At 52.7% G+C, this 22,923-nt stretch carries 19 protein-coding genes; 9 read left to right on the forward strand and 10 right to left on the reverse strand.

The window, feature by feature from the left end:
- Positions 1–127: 127 nt before the first annotated feature.
- Positions 128–1,099 carry a LacI family DNA-binding transcriptional regulator gene (locus tag H5P30_RS05045; protein WP_185691868.1) on the reverse strand — a complete coding sequence of 324 codons (972 nt, stop codon included), beginning with the start codon at positions 1,097–1,099 and terminating at the stop codon, positions 128–130.
- A 224-nt stretch (positions 1,100–1,323) separates the two neighbouring features.
- Between H5P30_RS05045 and H5P30_RS05050 the strand changes: the two genes are divergently transcribed.
- Positions 1,324–2,736, forward strand: coding sequence for a glycosyl hydrolase 115 family protein (locus tag H5P30_RS05050; protein ID WP_185691869.1), 1,413 nt, complete (start codon positions 1,324–1,326; stop codon positions 2,734–2,736).
- An 85-nt stretch (positions 2,737–2,821) separates the two neighbouring features.
- Positions 2,822–3,226, forward strand: coding sequence for a hypothetical protein (locus tag H5P30_RS05055; protein ID WP_185691870.1), 405 nt, complete (start codon positions 2,822–2,824; stop codon positions 3,224–3,226).
- A gap of 63 nt (positions 3,227–3,289) precedes the next feature.
- Here the strand turns inward: H5P30_RS05055 and H5P30_RS05060 are convergent, their stop codons facing one another.
- Both H5P30_RS05060 and H5P30_RS05065 read right to left on the reverse strand, forming a co-directional pair.
- Positions 3,290–3,643 carry a DUF2288 domain-containing protein gene (locus tag H5P30_RS05060; protein WP_185691871.1) on the reverse strand — a complete coding sequence of 118 codons (354 nt, stop codon included), beginning with the start codon at positions 3,641–3,643 and terminating at the stop codon, positions 3,290–3,292.
- A 96-nt stretch (positions 3,644–3,739) separates the two neighbouring features.
- Positions 3,740–4,381, reverse strand: a complete 642-nt coding sequence (locus H5P30_RS05065; RefSeq protein ID WP_185691872.1) for a DUF2959 domain-containing protein — start codon at positions 4,379–4,381, stop codon at positions 3,740–3,742.
- Positions 4,382–5,135: 754 nt separating this feature from the next.
- Between H5P30_RS05065 and H5P30_RS05070 the strand changes: the two genes are divergently transcribed.
- The 7 genes from H5P30_RS05070 (at position 5,136) to H5P30_RS05100 (ending at position 15,469) form a co-directional block, all read left to right on the forward strand.
- Positions 5,136–7,037 (forward strand): ankyrin repeat domain-containing protein, encoded by a 1,902-nt coding sequence (locus H5P30_RS05070; RefSeq protein ID WP_185691873.1) that lies wholly within the window; start codon positions 5,136–5,138, stop codon positions 7,035–7,037.
- Positions 7,034–8,545 carry an ankyrin repeat domain-containing protein gene (locus tag H5P30_RS22420; protein WP_185691874.1) on the forward strand — a complete coding sequence of 504 codons (1,512 nt, stop codon included), beginning with the start codon at positions 7,034–7,036 and terminating at the stop codon, positions 8,543–8,545. The genes H5P30_RS05070 and H5P30_RS22420 overlap by 4 nt, the downstream gene beginning before the upstream one ends.
- A 407-nt stretch (positions 8,546–8,952) precedes the next feature.
- The gene (gene radD / locus H5P30_RS05080; RefSeq protein ID WP_185691875.1) at positions 8,953–10,689 is read left to right on the forward strand and encodes a DNA repair helicase RadD; all 1,737 of its coding nucleotides are present in this window, start codon (positions 8,953–8,955) and stop codon (positions 10,687–10,689) included.
- Positions 10,690–11,062: 373 nt separating this feature from the next.
- The gene (locus H5P30_RS05085; protein WP_185691876.1) at positions 11,063–11,449 is read left to right on the forward strand and encodes a hypothetical protein; all 387 of its coding nucleotides are present in this window, start codon (positions 11,063–11,065) and stop codon (positions 11,447–11,449) included.
- A 60-nt stretch (positions 11,450–11,509) separates the two neighbouring features.
- Positions 11,510–12,343 (forward strand): hypothetical protein, encoded by an 834-nt coding sequence (locus tag H5P30_RS05090; RefSeq protein WP_185691877.1) that lies wholly within the window; start codon positions 11,510–11,512, stop codon positions 12,341–12,343.
- A gap of 958 nt (positions 12,344–13,301) precedes the next feature.
- A complete protein-coding gene (locus tag H5P30_RS05095) occupies positions 13,302–14,564 on the forward strand; it encodes a Glu/Leu/Phe/Val family dehydrogenase (protein WP_185691878.1) in 1,263 nt (420 codons plus the stop codon).
- A gap of 305 nt (positions 14,565–14,869) precedes the next feature.
- The gene (locus tag H5P30_RS05100; RefSeq protein WP_185691879.1) at positions 14,870–15,469 is read left to right on the forward strand and encodes a hypothetical protein; all 600 of its coding nucleotides are present in this window, start codon (positions 14,870–14,872) and stop codon (positions 15,467–15,469) included.
- 955 nt (positions 15,470–16,424) lie between these two features.
- Here H5P30_RS05100 and H5P30_RS05105 read toward each other — a convergent pair.
- From H5P30_RS05105 to H5P30_RS05130, 7 genes are all read right to left on the reverse strand, one after another.
- Entirely contained in the window at positions 16,425–17,780 is a 1,356-nt protein-coding gene (locus H5P30_RS05105) for a hypothetical protein (protein ID WP_185691880.1), read from the reverse strand.
- Positions 17,781–17,802: 22 nt separating this feature from the next.
- Entirely contained in the window at positions 17,803–18,006 is a 204-nt protein-coding gene (locus tag H5P30_RS05110) for a hypothetical protein (RefSeq protein ID WP_185691881.1), read from the reverse strand.
- Between the two features lie 942 nt (positions 18,007–18,948).
- Positions 18,949–19,419, reverse strand: coding sequence for a hypothetical protein (locus tag H5P30_RS05115; protein ID WP_185691882.1), 471 nt, complete (start codon positions 19,417–19,419; stop codon positions 18,949–18,951).
- 169 nt (positions 19,420–19,588) lie between these two features.
- Positions 19,589–19,834 (reverse strand): hypothetical protein, encoded by a 246-nt coding sequence (locus tag H5P30_RS05120; protein WP_185691883.1) that lies wholly within the window; start codon positions 19,832–19,834, stop codon positions 19,589–19,591.
- A gap of 184 nt (positions 19,835–20,018) precedes the next feature.
- Positions 20,019–20,375, reverse strand: a complete 357-nt coding sequence (locus H5P30_RS22425; protein WP_343075428.1) for a ubiquitination-like system serine protease family protein — start codon at positions 20,373–20,375, stop codon at positions 20,019–20,021.
- Positions 20,372–21,736, reverse strand: coding sequence for a ThiF family adenylyltransferase (locus tag H5P30_RS05125; protein WP_221774282.1), 1,365 nt, complete (start codon positions 21,734–21,736; stop codon positions 20,372–20,374). Before H5P30_RS05125 ends, H5P30_RS22425 begins: the two co-directional genes overlap by 4 nt.
- Before the next feature lie 32 nt (positions 21,737–21,768).
- A complete protein-coding gene (locus H5P30_RS05130) occupies positions 21,769–22,887 on the reverse strand; it encodes a multiubiquitin domain-containing protein (protein WP_185691885.1) in 1,119 nt (372 codons plus the stop codon).
- Between the last annotated feature and the right edge of the window lie 36 nt (positions 22,888–22,923).

Consider the following 22,923-nt stretch of genomic DNA (forward strand, 5'->3'; position numbering starts at 1 on the left):
CGATATAGTAACGGTTCAAAATCCTGTCAAGCGTTATGCTTGGATCGAGCGACGCGGAGGCGGTATCCCTCGCTGATCCTTTGCGGATCTCGGGGGGTGGATTCGGCCTTTGGGGGCAGCCGAAGGGTTAGGGCCTGGGCGGCTGGCAGGAATTCCGGACAATCAGTCGGCCCGGGATGGAGATCCGCAGTCCTTTTCTTTGAATATCTTGCGGTCGGAAGAGGAGCTGGTTGGCGGCGACTTTTCCGAGCATGGCCCAGTTGGGTTCGTAGCTGGTCATCCCCAGGCTTTCTCCTTCGGAGGTGCCGTCGAATCCAACAAGGCTCAGGTCCTCGGGGATGGAGCAGCCGGTCTCCGAGAGTTGCTTGTGCACAGCGGCGGCAATGCCGTCCGTAGCACACACGATGGCGGAGAATTGAGTCCAATCCGTAAGAACGGTTTGAAACTGGTAGTTGGGATGAAAACGAAGCGTTGGTTTGAGCTGATGGGAAAGCATCGCGAGGGAGTATCCGTCGGCTCTCTCTCGGTAGAGTTCGGTCAGAGGGCCTTCGTCCAGCCCGAGGAAGAGGATATTGCGATGGCCTAGCTCGATCAGGTGATTGGTGGCGATTCGCATCCCTTCCAAATTGTTGGCGACAATGCGCGGCAGGTTTTCCGATTGAATATAGCTGCTGACTGCGAGGGTGGGGATGTCTTTGAGGTTTTCGACAATCTCGGGTGTATAGCGTCCGAAGAGAAAGATTCCACTGACAGCGTGATTCTTTGCGAGCATCGGCAATTGGTTCGGTTCTGGGAACTCGACGAGAGTCTCGGCCCCATTTCGCTGGCACTCCTGCTGAATCGCCAGGTAAATTCGCCTGGGGGTTTCGGATTGAAATGTCGCTCCTGGGCTGTCGTAGGCGACGAGTCCGATGCGAATGGTCGATTGCGGATCGCTCTTTTTTGATCGGGATTTTCCGGGCGAATAGCCGAGCTTCGTTGCTGCCTCAATGATCCGTTTCTTGGTTTCCGGAGCGAGGTCAGGATGGTCGCGGAATGCGCGTGAAACCGTCATGGCCGAAGTCCCCAGTTTTTTTGCGAGTTCGCGTTGGCTAATCATTTGTATGTAACGTTACAAATATTCTTTGACGGGTCCAGTCAGAACTTATGATGCTCCTGAAATCGAGAATTGAGATCATAGCCAACGATAAGGTGATTCCAATTTGTCTTCGGTCTGTTTTAAGGGGATCAGAACGGAATAGGTTTGGGAAAATATTTTTCAAATATGAAAAAAGAGACGAAAATTCTGTTCTTCTAAGGGAAGGGAGGATTGGCTCGCCGATCATGAAACTTGTCCCTTGCCCATCTTTTGGCCCCGGAGTTGATGCTGCTTTTGGCGACCTGCGAAGGGACATCGAGAAGATCGCTGCCATCTCCTCTGGTGTGGATGAGGAGTTGGATCGGTGGAGATTGGAGATTTCTCGAAATCCGTCACTGTCTGTAGAGAGCTTTGCACTGGAGATTTCACCGGAGGAGAGGCAAATCGAAATTGAAGCTTCAGATGATCTCGGGGCGATTTACGGGATCTATGAATTCTCACATCAATTTCTGGGAATCGACCCATTGTGGTTCTGGAAGGAAATGGAACCCCTTCCTTTGGTAAGTTTCTCTCCGGAATCGCAGCGAATTGAATCCGGGTTACCTGAGTTCCGCTTTCGAGGTCTGTTCGTGAACGACGAAGATCTTCTCGGTCGGTGGCGTCCGTCCTCAGGAGAGCGGTTTCAGGACTGGCCCAAGCGTGAGAGTGTTCTCTCTCAACCTTCTACATTGTTGAAGGACAACTATGAGGCTCGGCTTTTGGGATATTACACTCCGGTTGTCGAGAGCGAGGCCATGGAGATGATTTTTGAGGCGATATTGCGCTTGAGGGGCAACTTGGTGATTCCAGCTTCATTTATTGACGTCTTTAATGGAGCGGAAGCCGCAGTGATCCGGGATGCTGTTCAACGGGGGTTGTATGTATCACAGCATCATGTTGAGCCCTTAGGGGTATCCCATTTTGGATACGAGACTTGGTGGAGCCGTCAGGGCCAAAACCCGCAGTTTAGCTATTTGAGTGATCCAGACAGTATGAGAGCGGCTTGGAGAGCCTATGCGGAAGAATGGTATCGCTTAGCGGGTAATCAGGTTATCTGGCAGTTGGGTTTACGAGGTCGTGGAGATCGTCCTCTTTGGGATCACGATCCCGCAGCCGCAGCCCGAGCCGCTGAGCTCTTTCGAAAAGCGTTCGATGATCAGATGGAAATCATCCGAAAGGTGGACTCGAGAGAGACGCCGCCCGTAACAGTGACTCTATGGCTCGAAGTAAGTCGTTTGATTCAAGACGGGGACCTTCGTTTGCCCAGCAACGTCATTCGGGTGTTTGCAGATGACGACAAGACTTTGGAGATGAAGGGAGATTTTCATCGAACGGACCGGGGTGGCGACCTGCCGTTCGGTTGTTACGTTCATCTTGCGGTTTGGGGAGCAGGTCCACATTTGGTTCAGGGGGTCTCTCCGGATCGGATCGTGCGGATTGCCAACGAAATCGTAGAGAAGGGGGATACTGCTTACGCCATCGTGAATGCGGCCAACCTAAGGGAACATGTGGTCGGGCTAGGTTGCTGGTTCGAACAGTTGTGGTGCACCCGCAGAGAGGCTTTCGAAAAACTCATTACAGGACTTTGTCCCCGAAGGAGCTGCTCGCTACTACCGTGAGTTTTTTGAAGTGATTCCGGAATTCAAACCAGGATGGCGCCTTTACGACGGGAGGGCATCGGGATGGATTCTTCAATTGATCCGCATGCATTCGTCTGGCGAGCCATTGAGTGCGGATTTGCAGAAAGAAGTAGTGGGAGATTGGCGGGATGCAATTGGCCGTATTTTGGAGGAAAGCATCGCCCGACAAAATCAGCTCCTGGATTCTATGGAGGACGAGAAATTGACGTGGAATTCCCGCGACCGTCGTTTTCTTGAATTCAACCTGATTACCCAATTGCGAATCTTGCGGGGTATGTGTAAATGTATTCGTGAGTTGTCGCGGGAGACCCCGGATTTTCCCTTGGCGCGGGGCGCTTTGGGGGAAGCCTTGAAGGCAATGTCCGAATCAGAACGAGGACGCTGGGTGAACTGGTATCGAGGGGACCTAAAGGTAGGAGTGAAAGCCCTTCTGAAGCATCTGGAAGATTTGGAGTTTCAGAGAGCTTAGTAACAGGAAGCAAACTGTCCTGGTGGCGATGATTGGGAAACGCTATTTCCGGACGCCATTGATCTACTGTTGCCCCACTGGTTGAACCAGAACAAACGGTCGAACGATCATCGCCTTGAAGGCGGTGCCGGTCTTCTCCCAGTGTTCAGCATGGAGGTCGCAGGGCTGGACGAGGTCGCCCGATTTTAGCCAGGCTTTGACTTGGGCCTGATCGTCTTGGGTAAAGGCGAGGCCGGCGGTCTTCAGGTCGAGGGAGGGATCGACGTAGACCAGAGAGCCTTTCTCGTAGTGAGGTTTCAAGTAGGACCAGTCGACTTCGCCCGAGTATTTCTCGAGCTTCTCCTCGTCGGTGGAGTGGTCCTCGGCCGGGGCAAATTCATCCAAGCTTCGGCGGGCGGGGAAGTCGTCGTTAAACATGGTTGTGTTTTGTCGGAAAGAGGGTGTGAGGTTAAGAGGTTTTGACGTTGGGAGGTTTGGACTCGTTTGTCCTCTTGATTTACCGGGGCGCTCCCCTCACTGCATGGAAGCGATGAAGTCGTTGGCTTCGGCGATGGAGGCCTCCATTTCGGCGATTAGGTCGGCGACCCGGCCTTGGATCGCGGTCACCTCTTGGTCGAGCGAGGCGATGGCCCGGGCATTGAGGTTGTGTTTGAGATAGAGGACTTGGTCCCGGAACAGGTCGAGAACCGGGTACATGGATTCTTCCGCCGCGCGCATTTTGGCGATCATTTCCTCATAGCTGCGTTCGGTGGCCTTGAGGGTCTTCTTGCTTTCGCGACGGAGTTCGGTGCTGCTGTATTCGGAGAGTTCATCGTCCCATTCATCGAAAAGGTCATTGGCGACCTGTTCAATGGAAGCGATTCGTTCGGAGACCTCCTCCGCACTCGCTTCACTTTCCTGGAAGGCGTCATTGAGGCGATTATAGACCTTCTCGAGATTGCCACCGTCGTAGCCGGTGACGGAGGTGAAGGCTTCGAGGGCGTCGGAAAAGGTTTCCTTGCTCTCCTCTTGGGCATCGCGGGCGTCTTCGACCCGGTCGACCATGATGTCGCGTTTCTCAATGCCGAACTTCTCCATCGTAGAATAGTAGGTCGAACGGCAGCCCACTAGAGTGAGGAGAAGAAGCCCGAAAGAAAGGGAGTTTTTGAAATTCATGGAGGCAGTATAGAAGGATTTTGCCCGCCGAACATGTTTTTCTGGAGAAGGGGGAGGCGCTTTGAGATCGCGAGGCGAAACAACGAATTCCCCTGACGGACCCAGGTTTAGCCGCCAAGAGGAGCAAAAGTGCGCAGAATGGGAAAACGAATCGATTCACGATCGTTCCTTCCCAGAAGAGTAAGCCTAGGTGGGCATGCCCAAAGTAGTGAGAGCTTCCAGCTCTCTCATCGCGTTGGAGCGGGAAAGTGCAGACTTCCGCCTCTATCGTGCATACACTATGTTCTTGTCGAGGGATGAAAAATTGGTCTGCGAAGAGGACCAAAATTTTGCAAAAAAAGAAGAGCCCGGCAGCTCCTATCTCTGGAATCAACGCGCCAGATAATTCTGGATCGATTATTCCAATAAGCGAATATTAGCGGTTACCAGCTTAGCTGACTCTTCTTCAGCTCGGAATCCGTAAACGGAAAACCGTAAAACCGAAAAATGAACCAACCTCGGATCGGCTATATTAGAGTTGCTGCCCCTTTTGCGCACGCTCTTCGGACCGCCCCGCCCCGGGAAGTTTATGGATTGACAGTCAACGGCCTCTCCTCAGGATTTGCCCCGGTTGTTACGGGCAACCCCCTCATCCGCGGAAAAGGCTGCGCCTACCTGTTAATTCATAGTCATTATTGAATGACGAACCTTCTCGTCGGCTGGCGGATGTCCGGCATCAACAATACCAGGCAGTTTTCTGCCCAGGAGGTAAGTCATGCAAAATCAATCCTATCGTGATCGCATCAGCGATCTTTCATTCCGCCGCGCGGTGGATTTAGTCGACGCTGGCGACGTTGGCGAACTGAGCCGGCATCTCGCGAGAAACCCTCAGCTGGCAACCCAGCGGGTCAAGTTCGAGGGGAATTACTTCACCTGCCCGACACTGTTGCATTTTGTTGCGGAGAATCCCATCCGCAATGGTGGGCTCCCTCCCAATATCGATAAAGTCGCCGAGGTGATCCTCCAATTCGGCGCGGATGTGAACGCCAGTTCGCATCCGAGCAGATCAGAGACAACGCTGTCGCTGGTTGCGTCCGGGATGGTGTCGCGCGAAAGCGGTGTGCAGCAGGCGTTGCTGGATGTGCTCGCCATGCATGGTGCCGACATGAATTTGGGAGTGTACGCGGCCCTGGGGCATGGCGAGCGGGCTGCAGCTCGCTCTATGGTTGAGCTGGGTGCCAGGGTCGATCTTGTGATTGCGGCTGGTCTAGGCCGACTGAAAGACATCCACCGATGGTTGCCCGAGGCTGAGGAGGCGATACTTCGATACGCTTTGGCGGCTGCGGTCATAAATCGCCAAATCGAAGCGGTGCGGCTGCTCCTACCTCGTATTTCCGATATCGAGGCCTTCAATCCAGAGGGCTTTCACGCGCATTCTACGCCTTTGCATCAAGCGGTGGCCAATGATGATCCCGACATGGTGATCTTGCTGTTGGATCACGGTGCCCGATGGGACTGTCCCGAAGATAAACTGTGGGGAGGGACGCCTTGTGATTGGGCGGTTCACCAAAGTAAGGGCCGCGTGATTGATGTCCTCGCTCGGCGTGGATTTGAGGTGAATCTCCAACAAGCGGCTGCGTGGAATGCGCGGCAAACCGTTGAATCGATTCTAGAAAGCCAACCGGAATGCGTGGACGATGTGGGCGAGTGGGGAACCGCACTCCAGCAAGCGGCCTACCATGGGCACTACGCCATTGCCGAATTGCTGATGAGGAAAGGGGCCGACCCCAATCGGTCGAAAGGCCACGAAAAGCTACAATCAAAAGGGGAACTGCCCTTGGATATCGCCATCGAGCGCAATCAGGAATACGTTGTGAGCGAGTTGATTCGTTGGGGGGGGATGACGCTTGAGCAGTGTCTGGATGTGGAGAGCGATCTACACTTATTTCAACGGGCCGTCTGTGCGATCAAGAGTGGTGATGTCGAAGCTCTGCGAAAGCTTTTAGAGAAACATCCGACGCTAGCCAATGCCTATCAGGATGGTTCCGATCGGACTCTGTTGCACGTTGCCTGCGATTGGCCGGGGCACTTTCCGAATGTGTCGGAGGGCATCAGGCTGTTGATTGAGAAAGGTGCGAACCCGAATGTAGGCGGTCGGGATGGATCCGGCGAAACCCCGCTCCATGGCGCCGCCAGCTCGGACGACGTTGGGGCATTGGATGCAATTCTGGACGGCGGGGCAGACATCAATGCGCGCGAGGCGTGCATCGCGAATGGAACCCCTCTGACCGATGCCTGCGCATTTCGCATTTTTAAGAGCGCCGAGCGACTCTTCGAGCGAGGCGCAGGTTTCGACCTCTGGCATGCGTCGGCGATGGGGCGCATCGACTTGATGGGAGAGTTCTTTACGGATGAGGGTGAGTTCATCGTCGATTCGCCTAGATGGAATGATTGCCCCGAGGGCGACGAACGCTTTGTCTTCATTGCTTTTTGGCTGGCTGCGCAAAGTGGTCGCCCGGAGATGCTGCGGTTCCTGCGTGACAAGATTGTCGATGTCAATGAGCTCGGTCCTGGCTATCAAACTGCACTCGACCGGGCTTTGTTTAACGGAAGTCGGGAGTCGATTGACTACTTACTTTCCCAAGGTGCTCTCACCGCTCAGGAGGTCCGGGGGTGAAAGAGTCATTTGTGACACCCTTGCCCTCTCATCCGCATTGGGATCAACAGAAGAAGCAGGCCAAGCAACTTCTCCGATCATACTGGCAGGAGGAAGAGAAGGCTACAGCGCGGTTCCGGAGCTTACATCCCGAAGCTCCCGAACCAGCGGCAGCTAGATTGCATGACGCCCAACTAGTTGTGGCCCGTGGCTACGGGTTTCCTTCCTGGGCTAAGCTCAAGCGCAAGATCGAGTCTCTCACGCAGACACCGGTGGAAAGGTTCGTCGCTGCGGTTCAATGCCGGGACATCGCTGCGACACGCCAATTGCTGGAAAGTTACAAGGAAGTTCGTGCGCGGATCAATGATCCGCTCTTCTCTTTTGACTCGATGGCCATTCATGCGGTTGGCGACAACGTTGAATTTCTGGCCATGCTCCGGGATTTCGGAGCGGACTTGAACTTGAGGACCAAGTGGAAATGCGGAGGTTTCGCTCTCCTTGATCAAGCGAATCCCGGCATGCTGCCGCAATTGCAGAAACTCGGGATTCGTTTAACCGTCCATGCAGCGGCACGAATGAATTGCTTGGAGGAGCTGCATTCGATGCTCCGGGGCGATCCGGGGTTGGCTCGGGAGCGCGGTGGCGATGGTCAGACGCCGTTGCATGTCGCTGCCAGTGTTGAGGTGATTGATCTGCTTGTGCAGTATGGTGCCGATGTCGAAGCCCGTGACATCGACCATTCCGCCACCCCGGCGCAATACCTGGTCGACAAGCCCAAACTGTGCCGCCACCTACTCAAGCTCGGTGTAAAGCCGGATCTTTTCATGGCGGTTGTTTTGAACGACATCGTGCTAGCTCGAGAGTGCATTCTGCGAGATCCTGCTTGCGTCGCTCATCGCATTGGCCTGCCGCCTTGGTGTAATGATGAAGGGGGACATATCTACATCTGGAAGCTCAAACAAACAACGCCTCTCCAGCTCGCTCGTCATCTCGGGCTGCGGGACATGGAGTCGTATCTGCTGGCGCAGAGTCCGCCCATTGTCTGCTTTCTGGATGCCTTATGGCGGGGCGATGCGGTCTCCGCCAAACGACTGTTGGCCGCCGAGCGGTCTACAGTCATCGCAGCCGCCAATGATAGCCGAATCCTCGCTGAAGCAGCCTTCGACGGGCGGTTGGACGCTGTGACCTTGATGCTCGAACTGGGGCTCGATCCGCAGGCGGCAGGGGTGCACGACTCCACCCCTTTGGACCGGGCGTCTTTCCATGGTTATGCCGATATTGTTGAGGTGATCCTGAAGTATGATTCTGGAGAATCGTTGAAACGCACCAATGAGTTTGGAGGTGTGCCATTGATGACCTGCATCCATGGTGCTTTGCATGGATGGGACGCGGACAGGCCCAAGGATTATGTGCGTACGGCAACTTTGCTGCTATCCGCCGGAGCCTCATTTGAACCGAGCTGGCTGCCCACTGGAGATGACGCTCTGGATAAGCTCTTCCGGTCGAAGTGGTTGGAATCGATCCGGTAGGTCTCTTTCAAAGACAGACCTCAAGCGCATTCTTCCCGGAAGCGAGCATCATGGGGGAGTGAGGGAGCGCCTTTAGACCGTCCTGCGGTTTCTGCCATGGCTTTTCAGGGTATCTGTCCATGAAGTGGCCATGCCCAAAGTAGTGAGAGCTTCCAGCTCTCTCTCCACGTTGGAGCGGGAGCCTCCAGAATCAGCGACCGCCGGTCGCGAAGAGCCGGTTCCATTCCGCCGCGTTTCCTCTCACTAAGAGCATTGTCTAGACCGCTTGAACGAGTGGCATTCGCCCCCATCTGCATGTCCCTCGAACCATTCATCACCCAACCGAGGGATTCTGATTTTAAGTTGGAGTAAGATTTGGATGGAGGTTGATTCGGGGCCGGAGTAGATACGGCTGTACATTGTGAACCATGTATAAACTCAGACCCTACCAACAGGAAGCGGTTAACAAGACCGTCAAATACTTTAAGAAGCGACGAAGTCCAGCGGTGATCGTTTTGCCGACGGGTGCGGGGAAGAGTTTGGTCATCGCGGAGCTGGCAAAAATAGCAAAAGGCCGCGTCCTCGTGCTCGCCCACGTCAAAGAGCTGGTCGAGCAGAACCATTTGAAATATGAAGGCTATGGCCTGCGAGCGGGTATCTACTCGGCGGGGCTGAATCAAAAGGATAGCCAGCAGAAGGTGATCTTCGGCAGTATCCAGTCTGTCGCGAAGGCGAACGATGCCTTTTTTCGGGATTTCACCCTCCTCGTGATCGACGAATGTCATCGCGTCGGACTGGAGCCCGACAGCCAGTACGCGCAAGTCATCAAGCGGCTAAAATTGAGCAATCGGACCATTTGCATTCTGGGCCTGACTGCGACTCCGTATCGTCTGGGGTTGGGCTGGATCTATAATTACGCGCTTCGGGGAGAGGTCAAAACCCAGGAACTTCGATTCTTTAATGACTGTATCTACGATCTGCCACTGCAGTATATGATCCGAAACCGATACCTGACGCCACCCGTCAAGGTCGATACGCCAGTGACCTCCTATGACTTCTCGGAGCTGACCGAGGGAGGGCAATCCTATACCATGGCGCAGCTGGAAGAGGTTCTTCAAAAGCAAAGACGCCTCACGCCCCTGATCATCAAAAACATCATTGATATTACGGATAGCTATCAAAGGCAGGGTGTGATGATCTTCAGCTCCACAGTAAATCATGCCCAAGAGATTATGGAGTGTCTTCCGCCGGGACAGGCTCGATTGGTCCTGGGATCGACCGAGCTGACCGAGCGGGATCAGATCGTGAATGATTTTAAAAGGAGATCCTTTAAGTATCTAGTGAACGTCTCCGTCCTGACGACCGGTTTCGACGCCGCTCATGTCGATGTTATCGCGATCCTGCGCCCCACGGAATCCACCAGTCTATATCAACAAATCATTGGCCGCGGTTTGCGATTAGACACCGGCAAGAAAGATTGCCTGGTCCTCGATTACACAGGGATGGGACATAGCATTTTCAGTCCCGAAATCGGCGAAAAGAAAGCCGACTCCGAATCCGTCGCCGTGCAGGTTCCCTGTCCCGAGTGTGGATTTGTGAACGACTTTTGGGGGATTGTCGACGAGGAGGGCAATGTGCTTGAGCACTTCGGGCGCACCTGCCGGGGTGGGAAGACGGATCCGGAAACCTTTGAGGTTAAGCCCTGTGGCTATCGTTTTCGCTTTAAAATTTGCCCCCAGTGCTCGGCGCAAAATGATATCTCTGCCCGCGAGTGTCGAAGCTGCAGGAGTGTGCTGGTAGACCCCGACGAAAAGCTCAAACAAGCCAGGCTGTCCAAAGACGCCCATGTGCTCACACCAGATTCGGTGGAGATGCTGGAGCGTGTTGATAAAAACGGAAATCCCTACCTTCAGGTGAAATATTACGACTACGACGCCAACCATGTCGCGGAGATGCATTATCTCAACAATCCAACGAGTCGGAAGAAGTTTAATATCAACTTCTTGAGGTCACACCTACGAAAACCTGAGTTGAAGCTAAACCCGAGCTCGGTCCGCGAAGTTGTCCAAATTCAAGCACAGCTCCGCATGCCTGCATTTGTCATTGCTCGCAAGAAGGGGAAGTATTGGAAGATCACCGAAAAGATTTTCCGAGAGGAACTGTGATTCAACCCCTGACATCTTTGGGAGTGTCCCCGCGATTTCTGGCATGACCTTTCCAGAGGATTTGGTTGCTGTTTGCCAAACCTAAAGCAATGAGAGACTTCATGCTACGCTGACGTGTTCGCAGAACACGTCTAGCTCTCTCCTCGTCGGGGCGAATTTTCAAGATGAGGGGCAACGATTCCTTCGGGAGCTGTTCCCGGATCCGCTCCGCAGCAATGCCTCTCACCGAGAGCACAGAGCCCACGGAGAAACAGGACAGTAGCATGAACGGAGAACTTGGTTCACGCTCAAATCTCTCTTCTTCTCAGGAGCGCGAGCCTTCAGGCCGCGTCCAGGTTGCCTCTCAGTAATCTCTTTGGGCTCCGTGCACTCCGTGAGAAAATATGCGTCCCAGATTGAGCTGGAGATGAAGCCATCGTTGTGGACGTCTTTAGGAATCTATTTTGAAACCACAAAAAGCACAGAAATCGCAGAATGGGAATCGGGACTTACGGTCTCTTTTGAGTCCTGTGTGCTTCCTGTGGTTCGTCTGTTCTGGGGGAATGATATTATCGGAGAGGTTGGTCTCCTGCGTGAGCATTGGGTTCAGAATCAAGCCTTGAGGTTGTTCCGTTCTACCAATTGGGACCGCGAAGAATTCTCGCCCCAGATAAAGCATTCCAAACATAAGCGTCCATCAGCGGTTGCCAGCTTTGCTGGCTCTTCAACATTCGACCGTATAAAACCGAAAACGGGGAACCGGAAAACTGAAAACCGGTAATTTTCCGGCAAGGCAGAAAAACAATTGCTCTCCAGCGCGAGCGCGGGAAATCTTGGGGGAGTGAAAAAGCCTCTCGTCTTCATCTCCTCGTCGGCGGTGTCCGTCTTTTTCATGGCCTGTCCGATCCTGTTTTCGCTGGTTTTCCTCCCATCCTCTCTGGTTGCCGAGGAGGAAGGTGTTTTGCGGGGGTTCCAAGAAGGGTTGCGGGCATCGTCGGAGGAAAAATCTTCCTCCGAATACGAGACGAATCGGGAGCCAGCGCCCGCTGACGAGGCTCTTGCTGAATTGATTTACATCTTCATGGGTAGTTTCTTTACTTCGGGGACTTATAACAGTGTGGCGCTGGTTGCCCCGGAATCCCGCTCGGACACGCTGCTCATGAGCTCACCCCGCAGTCCCGGTGAGGCGGTTCTCCCCTACATAGAGGGCGAGTTCCAGTACCAGTGGGTCGACGGCGATACCGACGCTCTCGATTTTCGTCTCGCCGGGGGCTATGGACCGGCTGGGGCGTCCGTGCGGTGGACGCGCTATCGCGAGACTGAGCCGGACACCCGCTTGGATGTTCTCCAAGCCTATGGACACGCTCGGCTCACCTTTGGAAAATTCCTCGAAATCTCCCCGGGCCTCGGCTACGGAAATTTTGCTTTGGGTAGCGACGGCGACGATGAGGGAGGTCTGGCGCTCACTATCCCGATTCGTGTCCATTTTGATCCCGGTATCGGGTTCGAATACCGCCCCTCTTGGGTCTTCCCCAACGAAACAACCGTAAGTGACCAGGACCTGGCCCTAGTTCTCGGCCGTCGACACGTCTTCCTCCGCCTCGGCTACCGATGGCTCTGGAACGACGTCGAAACCCTCTCGGGTCCCTACATCGGCGTTTCCGCCCGCTGGTAGGGACGTTGAGTGCAGGGAAGCTTGATTGATTTCCTGTGGTGATGAATGAAATGCATGGATGATTAAACGGACTTCATTTGTTTCGGTCCGGAAATCAAAGAGTCCGGCGAAGCCGGAGACCGCTTATTTACGCTTATCTCCGCTAATGAGATAGCAAACAATCCCCATTTCAGGTCAAATCTCCCAACCATTCTCCCGTAAGCGGTCATGAGCGAAGATCAGCGGTTGCCAGCTTGGTTGGCTCTTCCCCCCCCGTTCGTGGTGATAAGGATGAGTGATTGAGGGCGGAAAACTGAGAAGCCAGCGACTGTTCTCCAACAAGGACCGGCGACTTCAGTCGCCGCGCTGCCTCTCAGCGGAATCTACGGATCCTCGGGGGCACTTTCGAATCCGCTCCCACGCATTGCCTCTCACAAAGAGCACAAAGCGCACGGAGAAATTTTCTCGATGCCTGTTATGAGTGCTATTCGGAAAGTCTGAATCTTTCCTTCTTCAATTATCTCACTTTCAACTCTTCCGCATCCCCAGGAGCTGGATCCTTCAGGTCGCGTACGCGTTGCCTCTCCGCAGAATCTGCCGGCTCGTTATGCTCCGAGAGAGACTTGAAATCACTCCGTCTGGAGTTTTGCGGACAGAGTCTCAGCCAGTTGGAGGCTGCAATGAAAAACGAAAATTGAGGATCGTATCCAAATTATTGAGGCATTGCCAGGGTTGGTCGAAATCTTCGAGGTGAAGGAAGTGATGATTCGATCTGCTGATGTCCTCGAGGCGGCCCGTTGCGTTTTGCAAGGGGGGGGGCGTTTTGCCCAGTGTAAGTGTTATCAGCCGGAGGATCGAGAGATCCCAGAAAGGGGAGGGTAGGTCTGGGCGTCTGCCTGGACTGATAAGAACCTCAGGTTCGCAAACTTTGGAGGGGTAGGCGTTGTCTTTTTCGGGTACCTTCATAGAATCCTTGAATATGGAATCAAGCATCTACAAGTCCGAGGTCTTTGATATGGCCTGCCGCCAATTCGATATTGCTGCTGAATTGATTGAAATGGACCCGAATCTTGTGGAGCGAACCAAGTATCCGAAACGCTGTATGGCCGTTTCATGCCCCGTGAGGATGGACAATGGCGATGTCGGGTTGTTCGAAGGATACCGGGTGCAGCATCACCTTTCGATGGGACCGACGAAAGGAGGTGTTCGCTTTCACCCGAATGTTACTCTGGGTGAGGTCGCGGCTCTTTCAATGTGGATGAGCTGGAAGTGCGCGATCACGGGCCTTCCCTATGGAGGAGCCAAGGGAGGGGTCTGTGTTGATGCGATGCGGCTCTCCCGCAATGAATTGGAAGGTCTGTCTCGGAGGTACATGCAGGAGATGATTCCTTTCATCGGACCGAGCACAGACATCATGGCTCCCGATATGGGAACGAATGAGCAGGTAATGGCGTGGATGATGGACACCTACGCCAATCAGGTCGGGAATGCCGTTCCAGCAATTGTGACGGGTAAGCCTGTGAGTCTCGGCGGTTCTGAGGGACGTCGAGAGGCCACCGGACACGGAGTGGCTTATTTGGTCCATTCTTACTTGGAGGATCTGGGATTCTCTTTGGGGGAGTCGACTGCTGTGATCCAGGGATTTGGGAATGTCGGCTCGGAGGCCGCTGTCGCTCTCGAAAGCTTCGGCATCAAGGTGACGGGGATCAGTGACTACTATGGAGGATTTACCAATCCGAAGGGATTGGATATCGGGGATGCTTTGAACTACTCCCGTGAACACGGCTCTCTGCAAGGTTGGAGAGGCGGAGATCCAATCAGCAACGAAGAGATCCTGACTTTGGACTGCACCGTTTTAATTCCCGCCGCTTTGGAGCGTGTGATCGATGAAAACAACGCTCCTCACCTGAAGTGTAAGATCTTGGCGGAGGCCGCGAATGGACCAACGAATATTCTCGCGGACGAGATTCTCAAAGAAAACGATGAGATCGAAATTATCCCGGATATCTTTTGTAACAGTGGTGGGGTCATTGTTTCTTACTTCGAGTGGGTCCAGGACTTGCAGAGCCTTTATTGGACTCGAGACGAAGTCTTGAATAAAATGTATGTCATTCTCGATCGCGCGAAAAATGAAATCGAAAAGCAGAAGAAAGCGCTCAATTGCAGCCGCCGTGAAGCGGCGTTGGCGCTGGGGATTCGAAAGGTGGCCAATGCGAAAGCGGTTCGTGGCCTGTTCCCGTAAGGAGGGCGCTTCGAGGTTAACTCTTCCTTCTCCCCGGGAGCGCGAGCCTTTAGGCCGCGTCCGCGCTGCCTCTCGGGAGCCTCTGTGGCCTCTGAGCCCTCAGTGAGAGAATTTGTGAATTGGGTCGCGTCTTCTGAGGTATGGGAGTGCGAGTCGTCTTTTGCCGCCGTCGAACTCCAAAGAATTGATGCACCCGGTGCTATGTTCTTTGCCCTAAAGGGCTATAGCCTTTCTGGAGCCGTCTTGATATACTTTTTACGGATAAATAACCCGCTCTCAAAGTTAACTAAAATAATATCCTACAAGTGAATCAACTACTATCAAAAATCGCTTTTCCCGTCGTTATCGGGGCTACATCAATTGGGCTTACTGCTTGCAACACCGGAACGCCCGACATGGGAGGAACGGAGACCAGCAACGTTGTTACGTTGAATGGAGGTGCTATGGAGGTTGATACGATTACGATGAGCGCCACCATCGTTAAAATCGATTCCAAGAACCGGAAGGTAACCCTGAAATCCGATGATACCGGTGAACAAGAGACTTTCAATGTTCCGAAATCGCTGGACTTGACCAAGCTTAGCGTTGGCGATGACGTTCAGGCTGAATTAACGGAGGCCGTTGCCGTCTTCATTGGCGATGAAGTGCCACCGAGTTATTCAGATGATGGAGGAATCATGGTCTCCTCAGACGGAGGTTCAGGCACCATTGCCGAAACCAGCCAAATTACTGCGGTTGTTTCCGCCATTGATACGAAGAATCGCAAAGTCACCTTTGAATTGCCCGATGGCAGCAGCAAAGAGGTCAGTGTGAGTAAAGATTTTGACCTTTCCAAGGTAACGGTTGGTGAAAGTCTAACGGTTGTTGTCGGAGAGAGCCTTGCTTTGTCCCTGACGGCTAATTGATTTCAATTTGGTTTTCTCGGGGCTTTCCCCGATTTACTTTAACCGACAAAGCCGGGCCGTTTCTTTTGAAATTGGCCCGGCTTTCGTTTGTCCGCATCTCTCCACTGCAACTAGATGGCATGGGAGCATCAGTGCGGGCGATCACTCGCCCGTGCCAGCTCCTCCCTCTCGGCACGCTGCCTCGTAGTAAATTCTACGAACGCCCCTCAGGCGTGCCTTACCTTCGAGTCTACTCCTACGCATAGCCTCTCACAGAGAGCACAAAGCTCACGGAGAAATTCCGCGACGAGTGGCTATCCGGAAAGTCTGAATCCTTCCTTCTTCAATCATCTCCCGTCAAACTCTTCCGAATCCCCGGGAGCGCGAGCCTTCAGGCCGCGTCCGCGCTGCCTCTCGGGACCCTCTGTGACCTCTGAGCCCTCAGTGAGAGAATGTGCGCGCCCAGATTGAGTCTCCCGAGGACCTCATTTCGATGGACGCGTCACCGGTGTAGGGGAGGCTATTTCCTTGCGAGATCTTACAATCTCTAACGAGAAACCTATTTGATTAGACGGACCTCATTGGTGTCGGTCCGGAAACCGAAAGAGACCGGCTTCGCTGGCTCTTCACCTCTTCCTCTGAGGAAGGATGAACGATTGAAGTCGGAAAATCGAGAACCTCAGCAACGGCTCCCCAACAAGGAACGGCGACTTCAGTCGCCGCGCTTAGGTTCTGCGGATCTTGCTGCGGCATATCTTTATATTGTCCGTTGTGACCCCTGCTATGGGCAAAGACGAGCAGAGTCGGAAGCTTCCTGATTTGCATGGAGGCATCAGAGATGAGTCTCCGTGCTAGATCAAGTTGTTAGAGGGAATCCCCTGTAGCGCCTGCCTTCAGGCTGCGGCCCGATCTGCCTCTCGGACGCCTTTTGGGGCTCCATAAGAGAAAATAAGGATCTGGTTTGCGCTGCCCGAGATTATTGCGACCCCTCTACGAGTTGCTGCACCTCTTCGATGCTGAGGTTGGGGGAGAACCAGACTAGGACGCTTTGATCATCCTCAAGCGCATCCTCTGCCAAATCCGGATTCAGTGGGTACAGGATGTAGGAGTTTTGCGCCGACCCAGGCAGATAGTGGAATGTCTCGAGGACCGGTTTCGCGATGCTGAGAGTTTCTAGGTTGGGGGGATATTGTTTATTCTCAGACCTATACTCTTCGAGTTCGAAAGCAATGAGCCATGCGTTGAATGCCGTAATCCTCTTTTGAAGGGAAATCTCCAAATTTCCAATGGCGGGAACGAGAATGGACGGAATTGAGATCGGATCGTCGATCTTGTATTGGTGAACCACTTTGCTCAAGAGTTCATCGGATCTCACCTGCCGAGCCATTTCCATCATTTTCATGTATTGGTCCTCGTCCGTCGAAGCGCTTTGATAGATCAAAAATTTCGCGAGCCACAATGTGATGAGGTCGGAAAGTCCCGAGGGTTCATCCAGCACACCAAGCCAGGAGAGAAGGGATTCGTCGCCATCTCGCACCTGCTGAAAAGAAATCTCACCGGTCAGCCTTTCTCCGGTCAATGCATTCGAGAGTTGGTCCTGCCAGAATTCTATATCGAGAGTCGGCATTCGCGGTATTGATGAGAATTCGGAATAAAACCAACGCGCATCGTTCTGAGGAATTCGCAAAAGAGCCAGACCAGTGAGAAATGAGGTTATGTGAGGTTCGTCGGATGATCTTCGGGCCAGCCGCATTTGCAGATCGAACAATTCCTTGGAGGTCCAGGGAGATTGTTCGGGATGAGTTAGTGAGTATCGTTGGGCGACCGAGAGAACTAGTCCCAAGCGCCTCATTGATCCAACTTCGGGAATGATCATACTGAAACCTTCATCCCAGTTGCGAATCGGAAACCATTCAGGCGAATAGAGAGTCGTCTGTAAGACCTTCATAGCCTCTTGAACCCATGGATCGGTGAGAAATGGAAGAGCGGAGTTCTCCCAGTCGGGATTTCTTTCGAGATCGGAAGACTCCTCCAAGATTTGCTCTGCGAATTCTGAGGCTTCGTCGATTGGTTTCCTGTATTCTTCGATCCATTCGGAGAGAAGAATCCAACCATTCTCGTTGTCGGGTGGCCGCTCTCCCAAGAGTTCTGCAAAATTCGTTGGAATTCCCTCGGAGCGGAACCGTTCACGAACTGCCTCGGGGTTTTCATCGATTTCGATGTATTTGGTCCATTCCTCAGCGGTTTGTCGGGATGTGGCCGTATCTGCGTGCTGTGTGGTGCCGGAGAACACCAGAAGAGCAAGAAAGAGGGTAGGCGGTGTGAGGTTCATTATAATCTTGTTTCTCGTGCGTTTAGAAGAAGCTGTTGTTCCAAAGGGGGACCTGAAGGAATTCGGCCAAGAGCTTTGCCTCCTGATTCAATTCGCTAGTCCGATGATCGTCAACCAGCCCGATGCGTCGGCCATCCTTCAGTACGAGATTGAGCTCGGTACTGGTATAGTGTTCCCGGATTTTTCCGTGTTTCCATGTTTCGGATAGTAATTGGAGACCTGCCATTTCCCTGAAGTCTACGCAGACTTTCAACCTCGCCCGAATATGTCGGTTTGTAGGCTTCCTCCAACCTTTCCAGAAACAGTCGAGATCTCGATCAAACACGACTGGACGCACACAATAAAAAAGGAGAAACCCTGCGAAGCCGCTGAATAGCGAGCTGAAAGTCAACGGGACCCATAAGCTGGCGGAGTTTTCGAGGGTCCCTGCATTTATTCTCGGAATTGTGAAAGCGAAAATGGGGAAAAAGCCGATAACGATGGCAAAGAGTATCAATCGCAGAGCTTGTTGAGCCGGTCTGAAAGCCATCCGGTTCGAAGACACTTTTTTCAAAACGCGTGTCTGAATATTCCAACCACCCCGTTTAAGCGGTGTCCATTCGAGGCGAGTTCCGAGATCGATGGCGGAGTCGTGCTTCTTTTCTGCTTCGTTTGCCATACGTTCTGTCGGTTGACTCCAATCGGAGAGGTTCTTTTTGAAAAGATTTACCTGATAAGGATGTAGTCGAACGATATGATTGCCTCTTGGCAACCTCTGTGCACTCCGGGAGAGACCTCGCAGGACCGATTCTCCGTAGATTTCCCAACCCTTCTCCCATAAGCGTTTATGAGCGAATATAAGCGGTTGCCAGCTTTGCTGGCTCTTCTCCTTTTCCTCTGGATAAGGATGAACGATTGAAGTCGGAAAACCGAGAAGCTCAGCAACGGCTCCCCAACAAGGACCGGCGACTTCAGTCGCCGCCCGTAGGCTCTGCGGCTCTCGCCGAGGCATATCTTTAGATTGTCTGTTCGACCTCTTCCCTTTTGTCCCAACTTCGCCGCCTCGACCAACCGTCGCGTCGAGTAGCACATGGGCGAACAGGAAAGAATGGATAGGTTCTTAAGCGGATCTTAAAAACCCGCGTCGAGTGGCGATAGATAATTCCGGGATCTCGTGCTCCGAATCCTATCAGTCGGACTCGCGTAAGTTGATGCGATCAATCGAATCCAGCATGACCAGAGGGACACCTTCGAGGCTGATTGCTAAAAAATTGGTTTCGTTGAGCCGTTCGTTTGGTTTTGCTAATTTCCGACTGGGGCTATCCAGCGAAATGGAATGGATCAGATCGTTACCTTCGAAGAACTCAATCACGGCAAGACTACCTTTGATTCTATACTTTTGCTTGAAAGCAAATTCCAAGTGGTATGTGCGGTAGGCAAAGTCGTTGATTTGTTTGCTTTCCGGGCTGATTACACGCGTGACGGTGTCGTGGACTGCTCGCAGGGTAATGCCTTGTTTTGTGACCTCCAGTGGATAGTCATCCATGGTGATTTTGAAATGGGTCTCTGCTACCGAGAGTTCGTCGAAAATCGGACTTTCCGCCGAAAGTGAGGCGATTGAGAAAAACAGAAAGGCGACCGGTAAAGCGAGGTAGCGCATGGTCGAAGAATGTATAGAAAATCTTGCTCAGTCAAACCTTCGAAAGGAATCCCCGCTGGAGGGCCGGATTTATCCGGAACCGCTCTGCTTCTCCGAGGGCCCTTCCAACGCATTCCGGATAAATCCGGTACTCCAACGCTTTTGGCTGCGTTTCGCTGGACCGCGGATTTCAATCCGCCCCGTTGGAGCCGTTGTTCGTGGGGTGAAAATACGGGGACAGGGACCGGAGGATTGATCGATTTTGCATTGGGTGATCCCCATCCTGAGCATCCTGTCCATCCATGCCAAAATCAGCTGTTTCGGAATATCGCTCTGCAGGGATGCACATGGATTCACGCCGATGAATGATTCTGAGAATCTCTTTACTCCAGGTCACGCCTTCGAACCATACTCCCATAAGCGTCCATAAGCGCATATCAGCGGTTGCCAGCTTCGCTGGCTCTTCACCTCTTCCTCTGAAGAAGGATGAACGAGCGAAGCCGGAAAGCTGACTAGCTCAGCAACTGCTAGCCTAACAAGGAACGGCGACTTCAGTCGCCGCGCTTAGGTTCTGTAAATCACGCTGAGGCATATCTTTATATTTTGCGTTTGATCCCAATTTAAGCCTGATCACTGTCCCGACACCATTCCACCTGCCCGTTCCTCAGCCAGAAGTGAGATCGGCAACCAGCCTTAAGCCAAACAGACGGTTTTAATGTCGGTCTGCCCTTGGAATCAGTCATCAAAGTCCACCGTGGGGAGGCTTCTGGGATAAGCATCAATTCAATCAATTTCTGGCAGCCACAGGGGCACCTCATACCGACGCACCAGTCTTCGTGTCCATCCCGAGCAAGCACGAGCACTCTTTGGGGGATTTTGTCCGGCAAACTATCTCCCTCGACGATCACCAATCTCCATTTCTTTGAAAAACGTGAAAGGAATGGAGATATGAGCCGACGAATGAATTGTTGGATCATCTAGTTCGCTTCCTCCCCAAGCATGGAAATCCAAGTAAAGGCTCTCGATCACCCAAGGCCAACTCTACATTCTCTGATTTAATGAAGCTGCCCTCTGCCTCATACTCTTCCTCACACGCCGCCAATGAAAAACGGGTGCGCGCATAGTTGTCATTTGAATCGTGCCTGAAGGGATAAGCCCGAGCGAGAAACTCGTTCACAGACGCAGTAGCCGCACGCATGTTCAAACTAATCACTGCGGGGGCTTCCTCATGCACGCCCTTAATGTATCCATCGTTGAGCTCTTGCTCATGTGCAACGGGATCCGCATTCCGCAAATACTCAGTTCTGAGACTCTCGGGCGTATACACTTCTCGATCACTGAGGGTTGCCCCTCCAGGTTTTACGTAATCAATACGACCACAGACGTCTCCGATGGCATATGAAGACTGAGTCTTTCGAGTCGGAATCGTTACACCTGCATCAAATAGAGGCATCAAGAAGCGGCTCGCAATCAAGTCGCACACCTGTCGAGCCTCCAGTGAATCTACACAGGAAAAGAGGACGTCGCATTTTGAGACCCTTAAAACGGCTTCCCGGGTTAAGATAGACTCTGAAACCGCCTCAACCACTCCGCACCCCCGATGCGATACAATCGACTCAGCAAACATATCAACCTTTAGGCGCTCCTGCTCCGCATCATTAACTGTTGAGTTGAGTATGCGGTTCAAGTTCTTAAATTCGACTCGATCAAAGTCGATTAGCACGATTTCACCAAAGCCTAGGCGAGCTAGTTGCTCAGCGACAACAGACCCAATGCCTGAGACCCCGACAACCGCGACAGAGAGGCGACTCAATTCTACAGTCATCTGCGAAGTAAATGCGACTGGACGTTCTAACGAACTGTTCGAATGGAGTTTATCTCCCCACCAATAGGCAATATCATCGCCGATCACTGAAACCAGCGACACTTCCTGCTTTTCCATACTGGGTTGATAAAAGCGTGCGCGCATCGCGCCATTCCCTACCATAATTGCAGAACCATGAGGAACTTCAATTGCTTGGTGAAGGCATGGGATAACACTGCAATCGCTGTCATCATCAGTGTCCGAGAAGCTCAAAAAGCCTCCGGGGTGCGAATGCACTAACAGAATTGAAAGACTCTCCTGTTCGGCTTGATCAATCGCGGTCTCCAGATACTCACCAGACCATGAAATATATTCTGGCCTGCGCTCGCGGCACTGATCCTGAGGGACTAATATCAGCTCGCGAGCGAGATACCGCTCGCCTTCCGGACAGCTCTCCACTCGCTTACACAATAACACTGCAGCGGATTCGTATCCATCACCAGGCAAAAGGTGCTGTTTTAAGCGAGCATGCATTTCACCCGCGATTAGTAGTCGAGATCCTAGATTCATGATCCTTCGACCTCCTTGAGAATCGCTCCCTCTACAAGAGCTAGGTGAGTCACGACTGAGTCTGTATTGGGATTCCACTTTGAGGCAGGTCCACGATGACGTGACCAACGACTAAATGTTGTCCCATCAATTTGTTCATGGACCTGAGTCGCTGCAATCGCACGCCCAGAAGTCAGGGCGAGAGGAGGATTAGTGTAGAACATGTCCATTTGAGCCTTCGGGTAAGTCGGAGGAACATCCATCGCTAGCACTATAGACGATACTGTATATCCCTCAGGCAACTGATAGTCTGGGATTAGTATCCATCGCCGCCGTCCATCTAGGACCGTCTCCCATAGGGCATGGTTCTCATCGAGATAAGCCTCATCCCCTGGGAGCAGATCAAACTCACGGCGGAGTTCCGTCGATACCGAACCATTATCCACCGCCTTAGGCGTCAGACGGATTTTCTCGATACCGCGCCGAGTCAGATCCACAATCGTGTCCATAGTAATAGGCATTTTCGGCTCACCTTTAATCTTAAGGAAGATCTGCCACTCAGCCGTAGTATCAAACCCTGCTTGCTCTAGAGCATCTTTAGTCAGGATGGTTGGTGTTATAGATTCAACCTTCACGCCTTGGACATTCAGCAGCCAAACTTGATGCTCAGTATAGAAGTCTTCAACGCCTGAGGCATCTAGATCGACAATCTCATGATCCTTAATCTCGCGATCTGCCTCTTTGCGCAGCTTGAGATACAGTATATGATCACTTGGAACGTCCGCTAGCTTACGAATTTGACCGCCAGTGATCACTGCGCATGGCCACTCGAAGCGCTGGCCGTTCAAAACGTAGCGGTATGTTCGATCACTCTCCACGATAATGAACTTTCTCACACTCTCATCTAGGTTTACCACCTCCTGAGGCGATATATCCTCAAGCGATCCGTCATCTAGAACAGACAGCACGATTGCGGCATTTGTATTGGTAATTCCGGCAGTAGAAGCGAGTTGCGCCCCCGTAGGTGTGCCGTCTTCGATTGAAATTGGCCGAAAGGCCAATGATTTGTCAGCTACCTCAATATTGTAGCCAGAGGATGGGCGCTCTCGCGCCTCGGATGTGTTTTTATTTGGCATCACCTTCACTTAGGACTGGCTCATCACGCTTCGCCG

This window comes from Puniceicoccus vermicola, from assembly GCF_014230055.1.
Classification (GTDB): Bacteria; Verrucomicrobiota; Verrucomicrobiia; order Opitutales; family Puniceicoccaceae; genus Puniceicoccus; species Puniceicoccus vermicola.

What these genes read in the sequence shown, in the direction of transcription:
- H5P30_RS05125 (WP_221774282.1), bottom strand. Translation starts at nt 21,736, where the DNA reads ATGCATGCTCGCTTAAAACAGCACCTTTTGCCTGGTGATGGATACGAA.
- H5P30_RS05050 (WP_185691869.1), top strand. Translation starts at nt 1,324, where the DNA reads ATGAAACTTGTCCCTTGCCCATCTTTTGGCCCCGGAGTTGATGCTGCT.
- H5P30_RS05110 (WP_185691881.1), bottom strand. Translation starts at nt 18,006, where the DNA reads ATGGCAGGTCTCCAATTACTATCCGAAACATGGAAACACGGAAAAATC.
- H5P30_RS05055 (WP_185691870.1), top strand. Translation starts at nt 2,822, where the DNA reads ATGCATTCGTCTGGCGAGCCATTGAGTGCGGATTTGCAGAAAGAAGTA.
- radD (WP_185691875.1), top strand. Translation starts at nt 8,953, where the DNA reads ATGTATAAACTCAGACCCTACCAACAGGAAGCGGTTAACAAGACCGTC.
- H5P30_RS05065 (WP_185691872.1), bottom strand. Translation starts at nt 4,381, where the DNA reads ATGAATTTCAAAAACTCCCTTTCTTTCGGGCTTCTTCTCCTCACTCTA.
- H5P30_RS05105 (WP_185691880.1), bottom strand. Translation starts at nt 17,780, where the DNA reads ATGAACCTCACACCGCCTACCCTCTTTCTTGCTCTTCTGGTGTTCTCC.
- H5P30_RS05045 (WP_185691868.1), bottom strand. Translation starts at nt 1,099, where the DNA reads ATGATTAGCCAACGCGAACTCGCAAAAAAACTGGGGACTTCGGCCATG.
- H5P30_RS05060 (WP_185691871.1), bottom strand. Translation starts at nt 3,643, where the DNA reads ATGTTTAACGACGACTTCCCCGCCCGCCGAAGCTTGGATGAATTTGCC.
- H5P30_RS05120 (WP_185691883.1), bottom strand. Translation starts at nt 19,834, where the DNA reads ATGCGCTTATGGACGCTTATGGGAGTATGGTTCGAAGGCGTGACCTGG.
- H5P30_RS05130 (WP_185691885.1), bottom strand. Translation starts at nt 22,887, where the DNA reads ATGCCAAATAAAAACACATCCGAGGCGCGAGAGCGCCCATCCTCTGGC.
- H5P30_RS05095 (WP_185691878.1), top strand. Translation starts at nt 13,302, where the DNA reads ATGGAATCAAGCATCTACAAGTCCGAGGTCTTTGATATGGCCTGCCGC.
- H5P30_RS05070 (WP_185691873.1), top strand. Translation starts at nt 5,136, where the DNA reads ATGCAAAATCAATCCTATCGTGATCGCATCAGCGATCTTTCATTCCGC.
- H5P30_RS22425 (WP_343075428.1), bottom strand. Translation starts at nt 20,375, where the DNA reads ATGATCCAACAATTCATTCGTCGGCTCATATCTCCATTCCTTTCACGT.
- H5P30_RS05115 (WP_185691882.1), bottom strand. Translation starts at nt 19,419, where the DNA reads ATGCGCTACCTCGCTTTACCGGTCGCCTTTCTGTTTTTCTCAATCGCC.